Annotated in this window: 16 protein-coding genes; 1 reads left to right on the top strand and 15 read right to left on the bottom strand. The window is 63.8% G+C overall.

The window, feature by feature from the left end:
* Nucleotides 1-41: 41 nt before the first annotated feature.
* Both IPK69_07370 and IPK69_07365 read right to left on the bottom strand, forming a co-directional pair.
* Nucleotides 42-1,757, bottom strand: coding sequence for a hypothetical protein (locus IPK69_07370; protein ID QQS07834.1), 1,716 nt, complete (start codon nt 1,755-1,757; stop codon nt 42-44).
* 134 nt (nt 1,758-1,891) lie between these two features.
* Nucleotides 1,892-2,593, bottom strand: a complete 702-nt coding sequence (locus IPK69_07365) for a hypothetical protein (GenBank protein ID QQS07833.1) — start codon at nt 2,591-2,593, stop codon at nt 1,892-1,894.
* A 381-nt stretch (nt 2,594-2,974) separates the two neighbouring features.
* Between IPK69_07365 and IPK69_07360 the strand changes: the two genes are divergently transcribed.
* On the top strand, nt 2,975-4,057 hold the full coding sequence (locus tag IPK69_07360; protein ID QQS07832.1) for an alpha/beta fold hydrolase: 1,083 nt from the start codon (nt 2,975-2,977) through the stop codon (nt 4,055-4,057).
* A gap of 69 nt (nt 4,058-4,126) precedes the next feature.
* Here the strand turns inward: IPK69_07360 and IPK69_07355 are convergent, their stop codons facing one another.
* The 13 genes from IPK69_07355 to IPK69_07295 form a co-directional block, all read right to left on the bottom strand.
* Nucleotides 4,127-4,519 (bottom strand): RNA-binding protein, encoded by a 393-nt coding sequence (locus tag IPK69_07355; protein ID QQS07831.1) that lies wholly within the window; start codon nt 4,517-4,519, stop codon nt 4,127-4,129.
* Between the two features lie 415 nt (nt 4,520-4,934).
* Entirely contained in the window at nt 4,935-6,188 is a 1,254-nt protein-coding gene (locus IPK69_07350; protein QQS07830.1) for a lamin tail domain-containing protein, read from the bottom strand.
* The gene (locus tag IPK69_07345; GenBank protein QQS07829.1) at nt 6,185-7,033 is read right to left on the bottom strand and encodes a lamin tail domain-containing protein; all 849 of its coding nucleotides are present in this window, start codon (nt 7,031-7,033) and stop codon (nt 6,185-6,187) included. The genes IPK69_07350 and IPK69_07345 overlap by 4 nt, the downstream gene beginning before the upstream one ends.
* Before the next feature lie 775 nt (nt 7,034-7,808).
* Nucleotides 7,809-8,783, bottom strand: a complete 975-nt coding sequence (locus tag IPK69_07340; protein QQS07828.1) for a hypothetical protein — start codon at nt 8,781-8,783, stop codon at nt 7,809-7,811.
* A gap of 247 nt (nt 8,784-9,030) precedes the next feature.
* Nucleotides 9,031-9,723 (bottom strand): hypothetical protein, encoded by a 693-nt coding sequence (locus IPK69_07335; GenBank protein ID QQS07827.1) that lies wholly within the window; start codon nt 9,721-9,723, stop codon nt 9,031-9,033.
* A 63-nt stretch (nt 9,724-9,786) separates the two neighbouring features.
* Nucleotides 9,787-10,986, bottom strand: coding sequence for a right-handed parallel beta-helix repeat-containing protein (locus IPK69_07330; GenBank protein ID QQS07826.1), 1,200 nt, complete (start codon nt 10,984-10,986; stop codon nt 9,787-9,789).
* A gap of 53 nt (nt 10,987-11,039) precedes the next feature.
* The gene (locus tag IPK69_07325; GenBank protein QQS07825.1) at nt 11,040-12,167 is read right to left on the bottom strand and encodes a right-handed parallel beta-helix repeat-containing protein; all 1,128 of its coding nucleotides are present in this window, start codon (nt 12,165-12,167) and stop codon (nt 11,040-11,042) included.
* A 53-nt stretch (nt 12,168-12,220) separates the two neighbouring features.
* Nucleotides 12,221-13,474, bottom strand: coding sequence for a right-handed parallel beta-helix repeat-containing protein (locus IPK69_07320; protein ID QQS07824.1), 1,254 nt, complete (start codon nt 13,472-13,474; stop codon nt 12,221-12,223).
* Between the two features lie 46 nt (nt 13,475-13,520).
* Nucleotides 13,521-14,738, bottom strand: coding sequence for a right-handed parallel beta-helix repeat-containing protein (locus IPK69_07315; GenBank protein ID QQS07823.1), 1,218 nt, complete (start codon nt 14,736-14,738; stop codon nt 13,521-13,523).
* A 53-nt stretch (nt 14,739-14,791) separates the two neighbouring features.
* Nucleotides 14,792-16,012: a hypothetical protein gene (locus IPK69_07310; protein ID QQS07822.1), complete on the bottom strand. Its 1,221-nt coding sequence runs from the start codon at nt 16,010-16,012 to the stop codon at nt 14,792-14,794.
* A 38-nt stretch (nt 16,013-16,050) separates the two neighbouring features.
* Nucleotides 16,051-17,268: a right-handed parallel beta-helix repeat-containing protein gene (locus IPK69_07305; GenBank protein ID QQS07821.1), complete on the bottom strand. Its 1,218-nt coding sequence runs from the start codon at nt 17,266-17,268 to the stop codon at nt 16,051-16,053.
* Nucleotides 17,269-17,442: 174 nt separating this feature from the next.
* Entirely contained in the window at nt 17,443-18,810 is a 1,368-nt protein-coding gene (locus IPK69_07300; protein ID QQS07820.1) for a hypothetical protein, read from the bottom strand.
* A 35-nt stretch (nt 18,811-18,845) separates the two neighbouring features.
* Nucleotides 18,846-20,876 (bottom strand): hypothetical protein, encoded by a 2,031-nt coding sequence (locus IPK69_07295; protein QQS07819.1) that lies wholly within the window; start codon nt 20,874-20,876, stop codon nt 18,846-18,848.
* Nucleotides 20,877-21,061: the final 185 nt, after the last annotated feature.

Raw genomic sequence — 21,061 nt, 5'->3', positions numbered from 1 at the left:
GAGGGCTCTCGCCATTCGCGGGAGTGGGTGTAAAGGGTTTTTTAGTTCCGACGACGACGCGTGGCGAGAAGGCCCGAGACGCCGAGGAGTGCGAGTGCTCCGGGTGTGGGGATGGTGGTCACGAAGACGCCAGAAGAGCCGTCGGTGAAGTCGAGTTCGAAGGCGAGGAGGCCCGACTCGCTGAGGCTCTGGGTGCGGCCGTCCTGTCCGCCGGACTGGGCGATACCGCCCAGCGAGCTGATCGTGCGGAAGTCACCGGGCGCGACCTCGAAGAGATCGGAGGTGCGGGCGATGAGGCAGATGCCAGTGCCCGGGACGTAGGCGAAGAGACCGGAGTTGTTGCCGCCGGCGCCGCCCGCGATGCCGGCGCCATTGAGCGTCGCCTGGAAGACGACCTGCCCGAGGGTGTTCATGGTGATGCTGCTGAAACTGGTGAAGTACGCGTCACCGCCGAGGGGCGCGCCTCCGACGATGGCGATGTCGCCGGGCGTGGTGGCGTTGCTGCTGCGGGCGATCTTGCTGAAAGTGTCGGTGGCGGAGTCCATGGTGAAGAGCACGTTCTGCCAGCCCGTGGGTGCGCCGGTGAGCGAGGCGGTGAGGGCGAGGTCGTCGGCGCCTGTGAGGACCTGATTCGAGAACGAACTCCACGACGTGCCGGCGAACTCTGTGCCGTTGGCGTTCTGGATGGCGGGAAGAGACGTGCCCTGGCGCGCCACCTGGCGGAGCGTGCCCGAGCCGGCGTCGGTGAAGAGTGAGGAGGTGCTGGTCTGCACGGCCGCCGCGTCTCGGAGTGAGGAGATGAACGAGACGTGTCCGGCGTTGTTGAAGCCAACGGCGCTGGTGCCCAGGCTGCGGTAGAGGTCGGTGCTGGGTGCGCCGGTCGCATCGGGGGCGGCGTTGCCATTGCGGGCGATGACCTCGAGCGAGCCCGATCGGTTCGAGGAGATCATGGCGGAGTTGCTGCCCACGCCTGTGCCTGTGGTGACGCTGCCTTGGAGGGCCGAGTTCACGGCGAAGCGCCCCGAGCCGTTCATCGTGAGGGAGAGGTTCTGGAACGCGCCCACGCGGACCGTCCCACCCGGGTCGATCGAGGTGACGGCGTCGTTCTGGCGGAGGGCGAGCGTCGTCGCGCCCGGGGTGCCGGTCCAGATGGCGTTGGCGTTGGCGTTGGGCGCCGTGATCGTGACGGGCGGCGAGCCCGTGCCTGTGGTGAGCGAGCCGATGTAGCCGATGTGTCCGGCGTTGTTGAAGAGGGGCATGCCGGTCGCACTTGTGTTGTAGGTTGCGCCGCCCGTGCCTGGCGCGGTGTCGCCGGCGAGCAGGACGCGTGTCGGGGTGCCCGAGTTGGTGCCGAAGAGTCCCGTGCTCGCGCCCATACGGAAGGCCCACTCGCCCGAGTTGTTGATCTGTGGCGAGTTGACGACACTCGTGCCCGTGATGTACGTGCCGCCGCCGGGCATCGCGCCGCCGCCGAGGACGACGTTGGTGTTGGCGACGCCGGCGTGGATCCACATGCCCTGGCTGGCGTCATTCGAAGCGACGGCACGGAATGCGGCGCCCCCGCTTGAGTTGATGGAAGGTTGATGCTGACCGATCGACGTGAAGGTCACGCCCGGTCCCATGCCTGGGCCAAGCGGGCCATCGGTGCCGGTGAGGGCGATGGTGGTCACGGGAAGTGTGCCGGCGAGCGACACGGAAGTGCCCGCAACGAGCGCGAGAGCGCCAACAGCACGACGATACAGATCACACGAAATCATGACAGTGTCTCCTCTCCTCCAGCCGCTGGGCCGGAGTGTTGGGACATTGTCTCTCGGACGGACGAAATCCGCAAGCCTATATGAAGATTTCTCTAGAGAATAATTTTAGATGGGCACTGGGTACTTTGGAGTTGTTAGCATCCGCTATAAAAATGGGGGAGATATTCGAGGAGGTCGTCGATGGTGACGGCTCCGTCGCCGGTGGTGTCGGCGGAGGCGTCGCCGGCCTGGAAGAGGCTCACATAGAGGAGAAGGTCATCGATGGTGACGCCGCCGTCGAGGTCATAGTCGGCGGCACAGTGGGTCTCGACGATGAGCGAGCCCTGGGTGAAGACGAGGTAGCCGACGAGGATGGAGGGGCTGATGACAACGTTGGTGAGGGAGAAGGAGATGGTGTTGTCGGCGTTGGCGGAGGCGCTCAGGGTGAGGCCGAAGGTGACAGGGATGCCGCTGACGGTGGTGTTGGTGGTGAAGGACTGGGATGGGAGGGCGTAGGGATGGGTGGCAGTGGGGTTGTTGCCGGAGCCGCGGAGATTCTGGGAGGCTCCGGGCTGGAGACCCTCGACGACGGTGGTGAGGGGCGTGGGCTGCGGGTAGAGCGAGCCGAGAGCGACGCCCTGACCTTGGACCATGGTGTCGTCGCTGAAACGGAAACTGTACCGGTAGGCGGGCGTGAGGGTGTTGGGGGCGCTCGATCGGGACTGGTTGGTGGCGTTGCGAATCTGAAGGCCGGCAAGGTTGATGCTCGTGGAGGTCTGGGCGTGGGCGGTGCTCACGCCGAGTGCGAGTGAGGCGGCCGCGATGATGAGGAGTTTGATTGGGGCGTTGGTGCGCATGGGGTGCTCCGGCGATGACGTGTTCAATTGTGCGCGAGATTCGTGACGGATGCTAGTGAAATTGTGATTTGGTGGATTGAAAGTGCTTCGCGGTTGGACTTTCAGAGTCTCAGAGTCGTTTCGTCCGAGAATGCCGAGTCGAGGAAGTGGTCAGAGGGCCGAACGAGAGCCGAAGATGGACGAGCAGGGCGAGAGGACAGGTCTTGAAGTTGGGCAATCGACGTTGTGTGATGGCGTTTATTCATTGGAACGAGGGGTTGGTTGAGCGGGTTTTGAGATGGCATGGATCGGAGGCGGGCGATGAGAGTTGCAGGACAATCTGTGGGCGGTGTGTTCCGGTCGGGCGCAGCTCGGTCGGTGGCGTGTGTGTGCGCTTCTGCCATGTTGCTGGCTTTGGGCTCGCCCGCGATCGGGCACTTTGGTGACCCGCCCACACCTGGAGCAGACGAGGTTGCGTCTGCGAAGTTGGAGGGCGGGTATAAGTTGTCGCGTGGGCCGTATCGCGTGAGCGTGGCGCGGGCGACGGTGCATGATGAGGCACGCGACAAGGACCTTGAGGTGGTGATCCGATCGCCCCGTGTTGAGAAGACGCCGGCGAAGGGGGCGGAGCCGGTCGCGTTTCCGATGATTGTGTTCTCGCACGGGATGGGCGGCTCGGGGGAGACGTTCTCTGAGTTGGCCGAGCATTGGGCGAGCCATGGGTATGTGGTGGTGCTGCCGACGCACGCGGACTCGCTGAAGTTCCGTTCGCGCGAGGAGCGGCGTGACTTCGTGCGCAGCCCGCGCGAGGCGACGCGGACGGTGGACCTGGCGCAGCGCGTGGGCGATGTGAAGTTTCTGCTCGATTCGATTGACTCGATCGAGAAGGAGGCGGGGCTGACCGGGAAGGCGACGATCGATCGCGAGCAACTCTTTGTGGCGGGGCATTCGGCCGGCGCGTTCACGGCCCAACTCGCGATCGGGATGAAAGCACGCGGGCAGCAGGTTGTCGGCGAGCGGGGGCTCTCGCTCACGAGTATCGGGGACGCGCGGCTCAGGGGGGCGATCATCATCTCGGGGCAGGGCGTGGTAGGCGGGGCGCTCACGAAGGAGTCGTGGGACTCTATCGACAAGCCAATTCTGACGATCACCGGATCACTCGATACATCGCCGGCGTCGAATCAGACGCCCGAGAGTCGGCAGGATTCGTTCACCTATTCGCGCGGGCGAGCGAAGAGCGGGCCCGCGGCGTACTTGCTGTTTATTGAAGGGGCGACGCACTCGAGTTATGCCGGGAAGAGCGCGTCGAAGTTGCTGGGCGAGAAGGCGACGACGCCTTCGAAGGTGATCACCGATGCCGTGGCATCGAGCACGCTCGCGCTTCTGGACTTGGTGGCGAAGGGTGATGAGGAGGCGAAGAAGTATCTGGAGAGTGAGGCGATCGAGGGGATCTCGAAAGAGGCGGTGCGGTGGGAGTGGAAGTGAGATGGGAATGAAAAACGCGGCCTGGAGATGGGCCGCGTGAGAAGTGCATTGAAGTTGTGGGTGTGTGGCTTACCAGCCGGAGCCGCCGCCACCGCCGCCGCCTCGACGGTATCCACCGCCACCGCCGCCACCGCCGCCACCACCACCACCGAAGCCGCCGCGGCCGCCGCCGCCGCCGAAGCCGCCACGGCCGCCGCCGCCACCTGCCGGACGCGGCTCGCGCGGGCGTGCCTCGTTGACGACGATCTTGCGACCCTGGAGGTCGTAGCCGTTGAGGGCTGTGATCGCCGCATTCCCCTCGGAGTCATTGGGCATCTCGACGAAGCCGAAGCCCTTGGAGCGTCCCGTTTCGCGATCGAAGATCACGGAGGCGCGCTCGACCTGGCCGTGCTGTGAGAAGAGTTGTTCGAGGTCGCCATCGGTGGCGGAGTACGGGAGATTGCCAACAAAGATATTCATCATCGACTAACCGAACCTTTACCCGAGGATTGAACAAGACACCAGAACCGCCGCGGACACTCGGGCTAGATCGGCTTCGGTCCACCATCCCGGCGGGTGAACGGAACATCTCCGGACCACCAGCCGAGCCGGGACAATATACCACCGGTGCGGTTGCGGCACAACGGGAAGCATGTGGAACGACGGTGTGTCAGGCCGTGTAAACGTTTGCAGTTTGTCCGACTGCGGGAATGTCACGCGGCCAAAAGTGCGCTCCCGGAGGGCTTGGTGGCCGTTTCCGGGAGCGCGCGAGAGGTAGAAGGTCCGGTCTTGATTCATGCGAGATCGAGGTTGTGGCGTCTCAAAAAGACCGCGGACCGGGGTGAACCGGTCCGCGGCGAGTGATCAACATGTGACCCAAGTTCGGGTCTGGTCGGGCTTAGCAGCCGGCGTTGAAGCGGGCGAGGTAGTAGAGGAGGTCGTCGATGGTGACGCCGCCGTCCTGGGTGCCGGTGCCGGTGCCGTCGTCCACGTCGGCGGATACATCACCGAGGTTGAAGATGGAGAGGTAGTAGAGGAGGTCGTCGATGGTGACGCCGCCGTCGGGGGTGCCGGTGCCGCTGCCGTCGTCGACGTCGGCGACGCATGCGGGGGTGCCGGAGCAGTCATTGATGGGCGTGGCGGAGTTGCGCGGCGCCGGGGTCGAGCGGTAGAAGTCGACGTCGTTGTTGTCGGTGTCCTGGCAGCCGCCGTTGAAGCGGAACGAGGCGACGGTGTTGCCGAGCGAGCGAGCGGCTCCGTGTCCCTCGAAGGAGGCGAGGGGGCTGGCGCCGTTGCTGCCGTAGCCGAGACGGTCCATGATGGCCGGGTCGGTGAAGGAGGTGAGGGTCGCGCCTGTGTTGGAGAGGAACATCATGCCGTCGGAGGAGCTCATGGTCATGGCGCCGCTCGCGTCGGGCGTGGGGAGTGGCGTGGTGCCGCCGGTGCCCGCGGCCTGCTGGACGAGGAAGTACTGGCCGGGCTGGATGATGCCCGAGGGGATCTGGAAGTAGTTGGCGACAACGGTGGGCAGGGGGAAGTCGAGGGCGGTGCCGTTGGCGCTGAGGCGCTGGAGTGACCAGCCGGTGATGTCGACGGGGGTGGTGCCGCGGTTGAAGAGTTCGACGAAGTCGTTGGTGAAGTCGGCCCCGGTGTTGCCGCCGCCGCCGTAGAGCTGGCTGATGACGACGGTGGAGGCGGAGGAGGTGCAGGCGCCGACGTTGGTGATGTCGAAGGAGGTGGTTGCGGTGCGCGACTGGGCGTCGGCGATGTTGATGGTGATAGAGACGAGGGCGGGGGATCCGGCGGGGATGGTGTACAGGACGCCATAGAACCCGTCGCCGGCGACGGGGTCGCCGTTGGTGCCGTCATCGACCATGCTCACGATGCCGCCACCGATGGAGGTGAGGTCAGCGGAGACGGTGAGGCCTGTCGAGGCGGGCTGCTGGCCCGGGGTGACGGCGGCCACGAGGAGTTGGGGGATGTCCTGGCAGGCGGCGAGGGAGCCGGTGAAGACGACGGCGGGGTTGCAGTTGGTGACGGTCACGACGACCGAGGCGTTGCCGGTGCGGCTCTGGGCGTCGGTGATGGTGATCGGGATGCTCTGGTTGCCGAAGAAGAAGGAGGAGGCCGCGGTTTCGGCGGTGTAGATCATGTCACCGGCGACGGCATCGGGGGCGACGCCGTTGTCGAGGAAGGCGAGGCCCGGGCCGCCGCCGAGGGCGGTGGTGTCACCGGAGACGGCGATGCCCGTGGACGTGGGGCTGGCGCCGGGGTGACGGCCACAGTCATGACGACGTTGGCGTTGAGGCAGACGGGGTTGGGCGTAGAAGCGCCGATGCCCGAGGGGGGCGTGCTGGCGGAGCAGACGTTGAAGGGAGAGGCGCTGTTGCGCGGATTGGGGGCGAGGACGGCGAAGTCGGCCGCGTTGTTGTTGGAGTCCATGCAGCCGTCGTTGCCGCGAAGGATCGCGGTGGTGTTGGCGGTGCCGGCGGCCTGGGTGCCTTCGAAGCAGGAGACAGTTCCGCTGCCCCAGCCGACGAGGTCGACGAGGGCGGGATCGGTGCTCGGGCAGGCGCCGACGAGAGCGACGGCGTTGTTGGTGAGGGCGACGCGTGCGCCCGAGCCGCCCATCGCGATGGTGCCGATGACGTCCGGAGTGGGAAGGGGCGTGGTGCCGCCGGCGCCGGCGGCCTGCTGGATGAGGTAGTACTGGCCGGGCTGGAGGACGACGGTCCCGCCGCCGATGACGCCGGGGATGGCGGTCAGGGCGGTGAATGAGGCGCCGCCCGCAGAGCCGTACTGCACGGCCCAGCCGGAGATGTCCACGGGGGTCGAGCCGCGATTGAAGAGTTCGATGAAGTCGTTGGTGTAGGTGGCGCCGGAGTTGCCGCCGCCGCCGTAGGCCTGGCTGATGACGACCTGGGCGTTGGCGCTACCCGCCGCGAAGGCGAGGGCGGCGCACGCCGCGAGACACGTGTTTTTGAAGGACATTCGCATGGATCAACCTCTCGAAAAAATGGTGGACGTCGTGGTCACACACAAGACGCTTCGAACGGCTCCTCTCGCGACGACCGCGAGTGGATAGACGACGGATGGGTGGCGGTTGAAGGCGAGAGAAGGGCACGAACGCCGGCCTTGCCTTGGTGGCCCCATCGAATGGGCCGACCTTGGGAGGTCGTCGTCGAACGTGGTCGAGTGTTGATTCTGGAGATGGACCCGGCCGGTCGCCCGAAGGAGCCTCCGCCGACTCGTGGTCAGCGAGGAATCCAGGGTTCACGGCTCGGAATATGAACCGGGCCCCTTTGGGACTCCAGTTCGGGTCTTGGCGACCCCAGGACACACATCTCACCCAATCTCGACTCTTCCACCACTAGAGTATGGATTGGGGGGGTGATGTCAACGCGATTCGGGGGTTGGACAACAGAAAATGTCGATCTTTGCGCGTCCGTAATAGTCTGTGCGGTCACAACTTGGGGAAGACGCGGAGGATTGATGAAGGCAAGGGACCATGCGGGTGTGGGGTTCGCAACTCCCGTGTCCCCAAGGCCTTGTCGTGAGAGTCTTCGTGTGGTAATCGGACCTTCGCGGGGGTTGGGAGGGGGTAGGGAGAACGCCAGAACGCGAAGGAAGAGGGAACATGGAGGGCAAAGGCAGATTGGGATCAGAAAATGCGGCGCGCAGAACCTTGGCGCACTCACTCACCGTTGGTCAATTCCTGTAGGCCATGTCCCCGCGCCATGATGCCCGGTGTCAAAGCCTGTCGTCTGTACCTCTAGCACCCGGCGTTGAATCGGGTGAGGAAGTAGAGGAGGTCGTCGATGGTGACGCCGCCGTCGGGGGTGGCGGTGCCGCTGCCGTCGTCGACGTCGGCGGCGATGGAGCCGAGATTGAAGATGTTTAGGTAGTAGAGGAGGTCGTCGATGGTGACGCCGCCGTCGGGTGATCCTGTGCCGGTGCCGTCGTCGACGTCGGCGACGCAGGAGGGCGTGCCATTGCCAGTGGTGAAGGCGATGTAGGTTTGCTGCTGGAACTCAAGGAAGTGGGTTCCGAACTCGAATGTGTTCGAGATGTGGGTGTTGAAGAAGTGGAGCGAGACGAAGTAGTCGGTGTTGGGTTGGAGTGTGTTGGCGAGGATCAGCAGGCTGGTCGCGGTCGGGGGGAGATTCTCAAAGACGGGCGTGGCCGGGCCGTTCATCTCTGAGACGACGATGAGTGTGCCGCCCTGGGCGTTGGGGGTTGGCGTGAAATCGTTGAAGACGAGGGTGAAGGGAGAGTCGGTCGGCATGCCGTGGATGGTGTTCCAGGTGGTGCTGGAGAAGGCAGGGATCTGCGCGGGCCAATCACCCAGCCCGAAGGGTTGGGTGATGGTCTCGGTCACTTGGCCAAGCGTTCCATCGGTGATGGTCCAGTCATAGTCATTGGCCGGCCAGGCGGCGAGGAGCGCGCCGCGGGTCGGGGCGGTGATGGCCTGCGAGAAGTAGGAGAGACCGTCGGGCGAGCCGAGGCTCTCGTTGAGGAAGATGTTGTCGGTGACGTAGACATCGGCGGCGTCGTCGGTGTTGGTAAGACCAAGCGTGAGCGTCACGGAATGATCGGTCGTGATGGTGGGCGGGTTGGAGCCGGTCTGGGGATATTGCGAGAGGTAGGTGAGGTTGGTGTAGGTGACCTGAGCGCTCGAGAGCGCGGGAAGAGACGTGATCGCGAGGAATGAGACGATGGCGGACCGGGACAGGCGCGTTGGTGTCATGTCGGAGACCTCTGTGTATGGACTGTCAGACGGTGGGTGCGGTCACGATGCACAAGCAATAGCGAGGCAAAACGACGCACATGAACTTGTGAACGGATCTACCACCATACAACGAACGGCCGAATGGTCAAGTAAAAAAACCGGATTCCCAAGGAAATCAAGGGGAGTTGGCTACTCGAGATTGAAGATTTCCGGACTTGAGTTGCCCATGTTTACACGATGCCGAATGGGATCGGATGGTGGTGCATCAGCACCCGGCGTTGAATCTGGTGAGGAAGTAGAGGAGGTCGTCGATGGTGACGCCCCCGTCCTGGGTTCCGGTGCCGCTGCCATCGTCGACGTCGGCGGCGATTGAGCCGAGGTTGAAGATGTTGAGGTAGTAGAGGAGGTCGTCGATGGTGACGCCGCCGTCGGGGGTTCCGGTGCCTGTTCCGTCGTCGACGTCGGCGACGCAGGGGAGGCCGACGAAGTGGGTGGCGTCGTCGAGGTTGATCCAGCCGATGTTTTCGGCCCAGGCGTAGCCGCGGAAGCGGTTGGCGGCGGCGTCGAATCGTGCGGGGTTGCGCGGGCTGGCGAGGTTGCCGCCATCGAAGTTGATCCACCCGGCGTTCTCGCTCCAGGCGTATCCGGAGAGGAATCCGTTGGCGGTGTTGCGATTGACACCGAAGTTCAGCCCTGAGGTGTTGAGGTAGGGTCCGCCGCCGTTGCCGACGTTGATCCATCCGAGGTTCTCGCCCCAGATGAATCCGGAGAGGTGATCGGCGTGGAGGTGGACGCCCTGGGCGCCGGCGGGGGTGCCGGCGTCGCGGAAGTTGAGCCAGCCGCAGTTCTCGCTCCAGGCGAACTTGTCAAAGGGCGAGATGTTCGTTTGAGCCGTCGCGGCGTGGGCGAGGGCGAGAACGGTGAGGAGCATGAGCGTGTGGGGCATACGGATCTTCATTGCTGGTTCCTTGCGATCGGGTGAAAGTAGCGAGAGAGGGTGCGCAACGAGGTAAGGCAAGAGTCAATAGGTGAAGTTGGCGTGCGGATCAGAAGTGATCAACGTGCTGTCAGCGGCGTTGCCGTTCACGGCCGGACTGGAGAAGGATGAGCGGTCCATGATGGGACCGATCAGGTTGTTCGCAGCGATCACCCAGTTGGTGGTGTTGTTGGAGCAGTTGTTCCGAACGATGAAGTTGCCTGCCGAGCTGACGCTGACGCCTCGTAGATTGAAGAGGCAGATGTTTCCTTCGATCCGATTGTCTGTGGAGAGCGTGTGTATTCCCGCGCTGTCCGCGAGGATGGAGCCGTTGGATCCGGCGTGATTCCCGCGGACCGTGCAGGAGACGCCGACCTCGATACCATCCCCTCCGTTCTCGGTGGCGACGCAACCTGAGATGAGCGCGTCGCCGCCCGCGCTCAGGCCGTCGGCACCGTTAGCGGCCGCCACGCATGATGTGAGCACGCATTCATGGGAGCCGACAATACCGTTGAGGGTGTTGGCGTATGCGGTGCAGTTTGTGATCGCGCATCCGGTGCTCGCGAGGATGCCGTTCTGGAGATTGTTGGATGCGGTGCAGTTGGTGATCGTGCAACCGCGGTTGGCGGATATTCCCTGGAGGGAGTTGGTGCCCGCGGTGCACGAGGTGATCGTGCAGTGTCGCTCGAGGACGAATCCACTGCCGCTGTTGTTGAACGCGTTGCAGTCGATGATGGTGGCGTTGTTGTACGTTCCGATGCCGGTTCCCGCGTTGGTGACGGATGAAACTCGCTCGACTCGTGTGGCGTTGGTGACGACCGTTCGCAGGTCGACGCCATCGCCACCCCATGCTCGGATGGTGCCATTGGAGATCGCGATCCCGGAGGCGTTGCTCACGGTGACGCTGATGCCATCGAGCGAGCCTGCGACACCCTGAAGGCTGAGCCCATTGAGGTCGAGTGTCACACCGCTTGCGGCGATCTCGATGCCGTGCTTGCCGACGACGCCACTGATGTTACCGGTGAGGTAGTAGGAGCCGGGTTGGGTGATCTTGAAGAGGCTGTCGGCGTCGCCGGGCGTATTGGTGCTGTTGATGGCGATGCGTGGCTCGACCTCGGTGAGGGTCTTGCCGGTGCTGGTGATGGGGCCAGCGGGTGGATTCAGAGGGCCCGCAGAGAGCCATGCGGCCGAGATCAAAAGTGTTGGAATGGCGATGAACTGAATTTTCCGAGTGAGTGTGATCATGTTGAGGGGTCCGTTACGGGCGTGTGGTCGATGGCAGGAAGGCGAGGCGGTTCTTAGTACGTGAAGTTGGCGTTGGGGTCGGTGGTGGCGAGAGTGCTGGCGGCAGCGTTGCCGAGGACGGCGGGGCTGGCGGGGGCGGAGCGGTCGATGATGGGGCCATAGATGTTGTTGGCGACGATGTCCCAGTTGGTGGTGTTGCCCGTGCAGGTATTCTTGATGATGATGTTTCCTGCGGCATCAACGTCGATGCCGCGATCGGCGGTGGTGCAGGTGTTGCCCTCGATGCGGTTGTCACTGCCGATGACGTTGATTCCGGCGCCAAAGCCGAAGTTTCCATTGAAGGCACAGGTATTGTCTTTGGCAACGCAGCCCGTGCCGAGGACGATGCCATGCAGAGAGTTCACGGTGACGGTGCACCTCGCGACGGTCATGCGTGTGTCGGCGTTGATCCCCTCGTTGCCATTTCCAAAGACGGTGGAATCGAGGATCGCCCCGCCACCGCCGAGGGCGATGATGCCCCGTCCGGTGTTGTTCCCCACGACACAATCGATGACGGTGGAGGCGTGGCCCATGGCGATTCCGGTGCTGGAGTTGAAGGTGGCGGTGCAGCCGGTGATGAGCGTCCGGCTTCCGACGGTGATGCCCGTGGCGTTGTTGTAGACGTTGCAGTGGCGAACGACGCCAATATCGTTGATGGAGATCGCGGAGCCGCCACAGTTCAGCACGTTGAGGTTCTCGAACTCCCCGAGGACGAGCGAGAAGGCGCCGTTGACGCCGTCCCCACCCCAATCCGCGATGGTGCCGTTGCGAACGGTGACCGAGCGTTGGACGTTGGGGATATTTACGCCGTCGAGCGACCCGGCAACACCAATCAGTTTGAAACCGTTGAGATCGACGGTGACTCCGTCGGCTTGGATCTTCAAACCGCTCCTGCCGACGACGCCACTGATGTTTCCGGTGAGGTAGTAGGAGCCGGGTTGGGTGATCTTGAAGAGGCTGTCGGCGTCGCCGGGCGTATTGGTGCTGTTGATGGCGATGCGTGGCTCGACCTCGGTGAGGGTCTTGCCGGTGCCGGTGATGGGGCCGGCGGGGGGGTTGAGAGGGCCGGCGTAGAGGAGGGCGCCGGTCAGCAGCATGGCTGGGAGAGTGAATCGAACGAGTCGAGTGGGATTGTTCTTCATGGTGGATTCCGCGGGTGAGTCGGGCGTTGGAGAGTGGTTGAGGACGAGGTCTATCAATACGAGAAGTTGGCGTTGGGGTCGGCGGATCCTGGAGAGACGCCGCCGGAGTTGCCGACGACGGCGCCGGCGTTGACGCCGAGGACGACCAAGCACTTGTTATTCGCGGCGACGTCCCAGTTGGTGGCGTTGCCGGAGCAGGTGTTGCGGGCGATGAAGTTCCCGGCGGAGTCCACGTCGATGCCGCGATCGTTGGAGAAGCAGTGGTTCCCTTCGATCCGAGAGACCGAGGCTTGTGCCCAGATCCCGGCGCCGTCGCCGAGGTTATTCCCATTGAACGAGCAGGTGTTGCTTTGGATGAGGGCTGATCCGCCTCCGGCCCGGATCCCCGAGAGGGTGTTGAACGTGGCCGAGCAGTTCGAGATCGTGAAGTTGACACCCGAGGTGAATCCGTGCCCCTCGTTCGAGCGAGCGGTGCATGAGGTCACGACGCAATCGACTTGAAAGCTGAATCCATCGCCGATGTTGTCGACCGCGGTGCAGTCGCGCACGACGCACGCCGTGCCCGAGCCGGAGCCGAGGAACCCGTCGTCGCCATTAGTCCTGGCCGCGCATCCGGTGATCACGCAACCGCCGGCAAACGAAACTCCAGCGCCGGCACAGTCGCTCACGGTGCATGCATCAAGCACGCATTGGTTGCCCAGGGAGATGCCCGTCGCGCCCGCGGCGGTCACAATACAACCCTCCACGTGGGATCCTGCCGACGCCGAGATTCCTGTCGAGGTGGTCGTCCGGACAATGCAATTACGAACAATGGACCTCGTGCCGACCTGGAGCCCGATGCCCGTGATGTCCTGCATGTTCACGCGCTCGACGCGTGCCGCCGAGACGGATCCGAGTTGGAGACCGGCGGCGATGGTCGAGATGGCCCCATCCTTGAAGGTGATGTTGGAAAGTGTGGAAAATGCGGTCGCGCCGCTGAGGGATCCGGCCTGGCCGATGATCGAGAACCCATTCAGATCGACGGTCACGTTCGAGGCGGCGATCTCGATCCCGACGCGTCCGGCCGTTACGGTGATGTTCCCCGTCAGGTAGTAACTTCCGGAGGAGGCGATGCGGAACTCGCTGTTCGTGTCGCCGGGCGTGTTGGTGCTGTTGATGGCAACGCGAGGCTCGACCTCGGTGAGGGTCTTGTGGGTGCTGGTGATGGGGCCTGCGGGGGGATTGAGGGGGCCGGCGTAAAGGATCGCGCCGGTCAGGAGCAGGGCCGGGAGGGCGAAGCGGACGAGTCGGAGGTGATTGGTCTTCATGGTGGATCCTGTGGGTGTGTCGGGGACTGGGTGTTGTGGACGATTGTCAATAGGTGAAGTTGGCATTGGGGTCGGTGGAGCCGAGGGCGGCGGCCGCGGTATTGCCGCTCACCGCCGCGCCGGAGGGCGTCGCGACGATGGGGCCATAGGCGTTCCCGATGACAAAGTCCCAGTTGGTGGTGTTGCCCGAGCATCGGTTTTTGATGATGAGGTTTCCGCCGGCGTCCACGTCGATGCCGCGGTCGGCATCGGTGCAGGTGTTCCCCTCGATGACGTTGTCACCGCCCGAGACGAGGATGCCGGCGCCACTGCCCGCGCCGACGCCGTTGCTGTCGCACGTGTTGCCCCGCACGGTGCAGTCGTTGAGCACTTGGATACCGTCGAGGATATTGTTGGTGACGATGCAGTCGACGACATGGCATCCGCTGCCGGTAGTAACGCCTCGAGTCGCGTTGTAGCCCGCGGAGGATTGGGACACAACACACCCGGACGATGTCTGGATGCCGGCGTTGTTGTCGGTCGTCGAACAGCCCGAGATGGTGCACGACGCGCCTGTGGCAATGCCGATGCCGGTGTTCAGGTAGGAGACGGACTGCGAGACGGTGCTGCTGGAATGGGCAAAGATGCCATCGTTCCCGTTCGAGAATGCCGTGCACTCCGTGACGACGCATCCGAATGCGGTGTCGATCCCGTTGATGCCGTTGCTGGATGCCGTACACCCGGAGACGACGGAGCCGGTCCCGACCGAGATCCCGTTTCCGGTGTTGCCGCTGGCGCGGATGTCTTCCACCGTGGAGTTGAGCGCGGCGAACGAGCCAAGGTCCACGCCCTCATCACCCCAGTCGCGGACGGACCCGTTGCGCACGACGATGGAGGTCAGACTGTTCACGGTCACGCCCACGCCGTCGAAGGCGCCCATGCTCGGCACGCCGACGAGGTCGAAGCCGTTGAGGTCGAGGGTGACACCGGACGCGGCGATCTCGATGCCGTATTTGCCGACGACGCCGGTGATGTTGGCGGTGAGGTAGTAGGAGCCGGGTTGGGTGATCTTGAAGAGGCTGTCGGCGTCGCCGGGGGTGTTGGTGGTGTTGATGGCGATGCGGGGTTCGGTTTCGGCGACTTTGTCGAAGACTTCCTGGGTGGTCTTGCCGGTGCTGGTGATGGGGCCTGCGGGGGGGTTAAGAGGGCCGGCGTAGAGGAGCGTGCTCGTCAACAACAAGGCCGGCAGGGCGAAACGAGCGAGTCGAGGGGCGTTGGTTTTCATGGTGAGTTCCGTTGGCGTGTCTCTGGAGTTGTCGAGTTTGAGGATGACGTCAATCAATACGTGAAGTTGGCATTGGGGTCGGTGCTGCCGAGGTTTCCGGCGTAGGAGTTTCCGGTGATGACGGCGGCGTTGGTGGAGGCGTTCACGATCGGTGCGACGGCGTTGCTGATGACGATGTCCCAGTTGGTGGTGTTGCCCGAGCATTGGTTCTTGATGATGAGGTTGCCGCCGGCGTTGACGTCGATGCCGCGGTCGTTTCCGGAGCATTTGTTCGCGTCGATGACATTGTCCCCACCGGTCACGAGGATGCCCGCGCCGTCGCCGGGACCAAATCCGTTGGTGTCGCAGAGGTTGCCGCGGACTGTGCAGTCGTTGAGGACCTGGATTCCATTGAGGGTGCTGTTTGTAGCGATGCAGTCGATCACGGTGCAGCCGCTTCCTGCCAAGATTCCATTCATCGAGTTGAACTCGGCGGTGCAGTATTGCAGCGAGCAGCGGTCCCCGGTCGAGAAGCCGTTCTGTGTGTTTGACAAGGCCGTGCACGCGGTCAGGGTGCTCGCCGTGCCACCGGAGAATCCGTTCAATCCGTTATTGTACGAGGTACAGTTCGACACGGTACAGGATGTGGAAAGTGAGAAACCGCTGCCTAAGTTGTTGGCCGCGGTGGAGTTGCTGATAGTGCAGCCGAGGCTGGCGAGAAACCCACTCTGGGAGTTGCCGAAAGTAGTGCAACCGCTCACGACAGCATTGGAACCCAGGGCGATTCCATTGCCCAGATTCTCGATCGCCCTCACCTCAACAACGATGCCGCCGATGCCGCCACCCGTGCCGAAGTCCACTCCCTCGTCGCCCCACCCTCGCACCGTGCCGTTGCGGACACAAAGCCCTTGGTTGAACGTGACCGCCACGTTGACGCCGTCGAGTGATCCCGCCACACCCGCCAACGTGAATCCCATCAGGTTTATGGTCACGTCGCTGGAAGCGATCTCGATGCCGTGTTTGCCGACTTCGCCGGTGATATTGCCGGTGAGGTAGTAGGAGCCTGGCTGGGTGATCTTGAAGAGGCTATTGGCGTCGCCTGGGGTATTCGTCGCGTTGATGGCAATACGCGGTTCTGATTCGGCGACCTTGTCGAAGATCTCCTGCGTCGTCTTGCCCGTGCCCGCGATCGGGCCTGCGGGGGGGTTCAGTGGGCCGGCGAGGGTGAAGGCTCCGACGACGATTGCGGCGACGGCGACAGGGGCGAATCGGACGACTCGTGATTGGATGATCATGGAGGGTGCTCCTTGGCGTGGTTCAAGCGGGGGGTGGATCAGTATGTGAAGTTCGCATTGGGGTCGGTTGTGCCAAATCCGGCTCCGCTCGCGTTGCCGCTGAAGTTGCCGACGGTGGCGGGAGCAAAAACGACGAGGTACGAGTTGCCGCTGACGATGGTCCAGTTGATCGTGTTGCCGCTGCAGGTGTTTCGGATGATGATGTTGCCGGTCCCGTCCACGTCGATGCCGCGATCGGCGCTTGAGCAGTGGTTGCCCTCGATGCGGTTGTCGTTCCCAACCACGCGGATGCCCGCGCCGTCGCCGGGATTCACGCCGTTGGAACTGCATGTGCTCCGGGTGACTAGGCACCGAGAATCAACGAGGATGCCGTCGAGCGTGTTGGAGTTTGCGGTGCATCCTGTGACGGTGCTCCCCGTGCTCGCGGCGATGCCCTCGCCGCCGTTGGAACTGCTCGTGCAGTTGGAGATTGTCGAGTTGCCTCCTGAGATTCCGATGTCGCCGTTGTCGGTTGCCGTGCAACCAGTGATCGTGGCGTTGGAGTTGATCGCAAAGCCGAAGGCGCCGTTGGAACTCGCCGTGCACCCGGTGATTGTCCCATTGCCGAGAGACTGGATGCCATGGGACGCATTCGAGTAGGCCGTGCAGTCCGAGATGGTGCTGACGATGCCGGCTGTGATGCCGCTGCTGCCATTGGTGTTCGCCGAGCAGCCGATGATCGTGGACGCGATGCCGATGCGCATGCCCGCGCTGCCGTTGCCTTGGGACCGGATGTTCCGGACGATGCAGCCTGTTGTGTTGAAAGTCTGGAAGTCGATGCCGTCGCCGCCGAATCCGGTAATGGTCCCGTTGCGGATCTCGAGGCTGCGGAGTCCTGCGACGGAGGTCCTGATGCCGTCGAATCCGGCGCCAAGTGGCCCGGCCAGGAGGAATCCGTTGAGATCGATCGTTACGTTGCTCGCGGCGATCTCGATGCCGTGCTTGTTGAGCGCGGTGATGATCAGGTTGTCCGAGAGGTAGTAACTCCCCGAGACGGAGATTCGATAGACGCTGTCGGCATCGCCGGGGGTGTTGGTGGCGTTGATGGCGATGCGCGGCTCGGCGGCGGCGGTCTTGTCGAAGATTTCCTGCGTGGTCTTGCCCGTGCTGATGATGGGCCCGGCGGGGGGGTTGAGGGGGCCGGCGAGGGCGAGCGTGGCGAGCGAGAGCAAGATCGCGGATGCGGTGATGGCGAAGATGGTTCTGGCATGACGCATAGATACGTGTCCTGTGAATGTTGGCGCGCAGACAAAGCGCGGCATGGCCGATCGGCTTCGGGCTGGAGAGGTCAGCGTAACAGAAATGGCGTGTATTGAGAAGGCGAGTTGGGGATGCGTCAGTCTGAGACGGTGCAAAGACCGCTGATTCTGGGACGCTTTGGTCGGGTTGTGTCAGCACCCGGCATTGAAGCGGGTGAGGTAGTAGAGCAGGTCGTCGATGGTGACGCCGGCGTCGGGGGTTCCGGTGCTGGTGCCGTCATCGAGGTCGGCGCGGATGTTGCCGGTGTTGAAGAGGATGATGTAATAGAGGAGATCGTCGATGGTGACGCCGGCGTCGGGAAGGCCCAGGCCGCTGCCGTCGTCGAGGTCGGCTGGACAGAGCGGGGCGGGGATGGGTGCGTTGATGGCGACGCGATCGGGTGAGCCAGGCGTGAAGAGGTCGAGGGCGATGGCGCCAGCGACGGGTGCGCGGGATGTGGTGAAGGAGAATCGATAGGCTGTGCCCCAGCGGAGGGCGTTGGCGTTGGGGTTCTGGGCAAAGGTTTCGGCGGACCATGCGATGGCGGCACTGGGGGTCGAGAGAGACCAATCCGTGCTGTCGAAGGGCTCGCCGCTGTGGTAGTTGATGTCGTGGAACTCAGGCATGGACGCATCGGTGGCGGGGATGGTGACGGCACGGATCGCACGGGTGCAGTCGAGATTCTCGATCACGTAGTCGTATTGGTATGTGCCCGGCGAGGTCTCCGTGGCGCTGGCGGCGAGGGAGACGCGGCCATCGTTGGGAATGGAGATGGTGGTGATGGCGATGGAAGGGTCGGGCGTGTCGATGCCCAGGGCGTGGTCGCGCCAGGCGTCGAGGGCTGAGGAGCCGACGACGGTTGGGCCTGTAGGGAGGAGCGAGGCGCTGGGGCCAAGAGTGATTCGGCGATAGGAGCGGTTGTTGGTGCGCGTGTCGGGGGACTCGTCGGGGTGGACGATCTGTGTCTCGAGGAAGTAGAGCGCGCCGGGGATGAGGTCGTTCTCATGGATCTGGCAGAGTTTGTGGATCGCGTTGCCCGTGACGCCCGCGGGGCTGGAGAAGGGATAGGCGAAGGCGCCGGTCGCGGGATTGACCTCGAAGCGCGGGCCAAGTTGCGAACCCTGGGCGGCAATGCCGCTGCTCTCGGGGCTGGCGCAACCGGGGAAGAGCGCGTTCACGGACGAGCCTGTGGCCGTGCAGGAGGTGCAGTGGGTCTGGAGCGCGGCGAAGGTGTGGTGCAACCAGGAGATGCCGATCTGGTCGAGTCGGCCATCGTGCAGGCGATAGACGCTCCATCCGATGATCGGATGGCGTGGCTGACTCGCGATGTAGGCGAGGGTGTCGGTGGTGGGGGTGTCGTTGCAGACGGAGTAGGCGATGGAATAGCCGTAGGTGTTCTCGACGGGTCCGAAGCGGGCGATGGAGGAGATGGCGCTGACCTTGGCGTCGGGCTGGGCGAGGGATGCCGCGACGCCACCCATGACTCCGAGAAGCACAGAGATTCGCGTGAATGAGTTCATCGGTGGGCCTCTTTGGACTCAAGGAAGGGATTGAATCAGCAACCGTCGCTGAAGCGTGACAGGAAGTAGAGCAAGTCGTCGATGGTCACGGCGTTGTCGTGGGTGTTGGTACCGGAACCGTCGTCGACGTCGGCGCCGATAGAGCCGGCCTGGAAGAGCACGAGGTAATAGAGGAGGTCGTCGATGGTGACGGCCTGATCTGGCGCGCCGGTTCCCGAGCCGTCATCGACGTCGGCGACGCACGTGGAGGAAGCCTCGACGGCGTGGATGGTGGTGATCATGCGCAGCCGCGGATTGAGCGCACCGAGACCGGCGTCCACCTCGTAGTCGTCATCGAAGGGGATGGTGAGGCTTGGCGTCTGGGAGCCGCCGATGCCGGTGGTGGCGACGACCGTGAGTGGTGGAGCGGTGGTCAGGTCGAGCGTGTTGCTGAGCGTAAAGGCGTTGTACACCATGGTGCCATCGAATGCGATCTGGGCGGTCTGCTCGAAGGACGCGTTGGAGATCAGCGTGGGCTCGGGGCGCATGCCTCGCGTGTCGTTCAAGACGCAGTGGAGGTTGTTCAAGGTGGCGGTGCCTCCGGCCCAGGTCATGGGGACGCTGGATTCCGAGGTGTGCCAGTCGATGTTGGTGATTTGGGCGCGGGTGCCGACGGGGTCCGATCCGCACGACGGATCGAAGGCGACGGTCATGGATCCCAGGAGCGTGGCGACGGCGGAGGCGAGTTCGGTGCCGTCGAAGGCCGAGAGGATGAACCTGCAGACCGCGGGATCGATCTCGTATGTGACCACGCTGGGGTCGCAGGTGACATCGATGGTTGCGGCGTCGCTGGTGAGACTCCCGCATGCGGTGGTGACGACGCAGTCATACGACCCGCTCCGAGCGCTCGTGAGCGCTTGACCATAGATCGTGAGGCCCGGTCCTGTGGAGCCGAAGACGCCGCCGACGCCTCCGGGGAGGGTGAGGTCAGAGAGCGGGACCTGGTTGTGCCGCCATCGGTATGTTCGATTGTCCACGCACGCGGTGTCGACGCTCAGATTGATCTGCCCACCCGGCGGAACGACTCCGCCTATGGGCTGGAGCGTGAATGGTGGAGTGGCCAGGGGCCCGAAGCGGTTCGTGAGCGTGGATTGCTGCGAGGATGTCGTGGTCATGATGCACTGGGCTTCGGCGGCATCAAAGACCATCGCGTTCCCGGTGAGTCCCGGTCCACAGATGTTGAACGAGGGTTGCGGGCTGAGCGACCACGTGGTGCCGTCCCACTCCCATGTGGTGAACGCCGCGGGGAGTGCGCGATAGGCGAGGACGGTCTTGTGGCGGATGGAGTCGTAAGCCATGGGGTACGAATCGCCGCCCGTGGGCCCGGTGGTTGAGGCCAGGGTCCAGTTTGAACCGTCCCACTCCCAGGTCTCGTTGCTGTGCGAGAAGTCGGTTCGGCGACCGCCGAAGAGCACGACGCGCTGGCGGTCGGAGTCGTAGGCCATGGAGGCGTAGCGCAGGCCGGGCGGACGAGTTGCCGGCGTGGCCATCGTCCACGCGGCTCCGTCCCAGAGCCAGGTCTGGTCGCTCAATGGATCGGTGAAGAGTTCCGGCTGCCCACCGAAGAGCACGACTTTGTGGCGTGCGGAGTCATAGACCGTTGCGAAACCATCGGTGACCCGCGGGCCGTCGCTGGCGCGCTGAGACCAGTTTGTGCCATCGAACTCCCACGTGTCGAAGAGCGTGGGGAACGTGAAGCCGCCATAGAGCACCACGCGGTCGCGTGCGGAGTCGTACGACAGGTTGGCCTTTTCGGTCCGTCCGGGCGGGAGGGTTGCCGGAAAGAGTTTCGTCCAGTGCCCATCCTTGTATTCAAGGGTGTCGTTGCCGAACTGCTGACCCGTGAAGAGCACCGTTCCGCCGTACATGATGATGCGTCCGCGTAACGAGTCATACGCGAGCGCATGCCCGGCGCGATAGGGCGCATCGCCCACCCTCGACCAGACGATGGAGCCGCACTGCGCGTGGGCGACAGGCGAGAGAAAGGAAATTGTGGCGAGGCAGAGGCGGCGGGTGCGCAGTGACATGACAACCTCCAGGAATTGGTGATTCCACCAAACTACCCAGGGCCGTCTATGAGGTCAAGATTCATTGATATTCCGCGACGGGATCGACGCCGTACATGTCGCGAACGCATGTGCCTGCAAGATCAAGAAAATAGATACTGCTCATATGCCGATTCGGATGGCGAGATGAGCGTGTCTCGGTACGG

The organism is Phycisphaerales bacterium (assembly GCA_016699835.1).
Classification (GTDB): domain Bacteria; phylum Planctomycetota; class Phycisphaerae; order Phycisphaerales; family UBA1924.
This window is presented reverse-complemented; position numbering and strand designations above follow the sequence as displayed.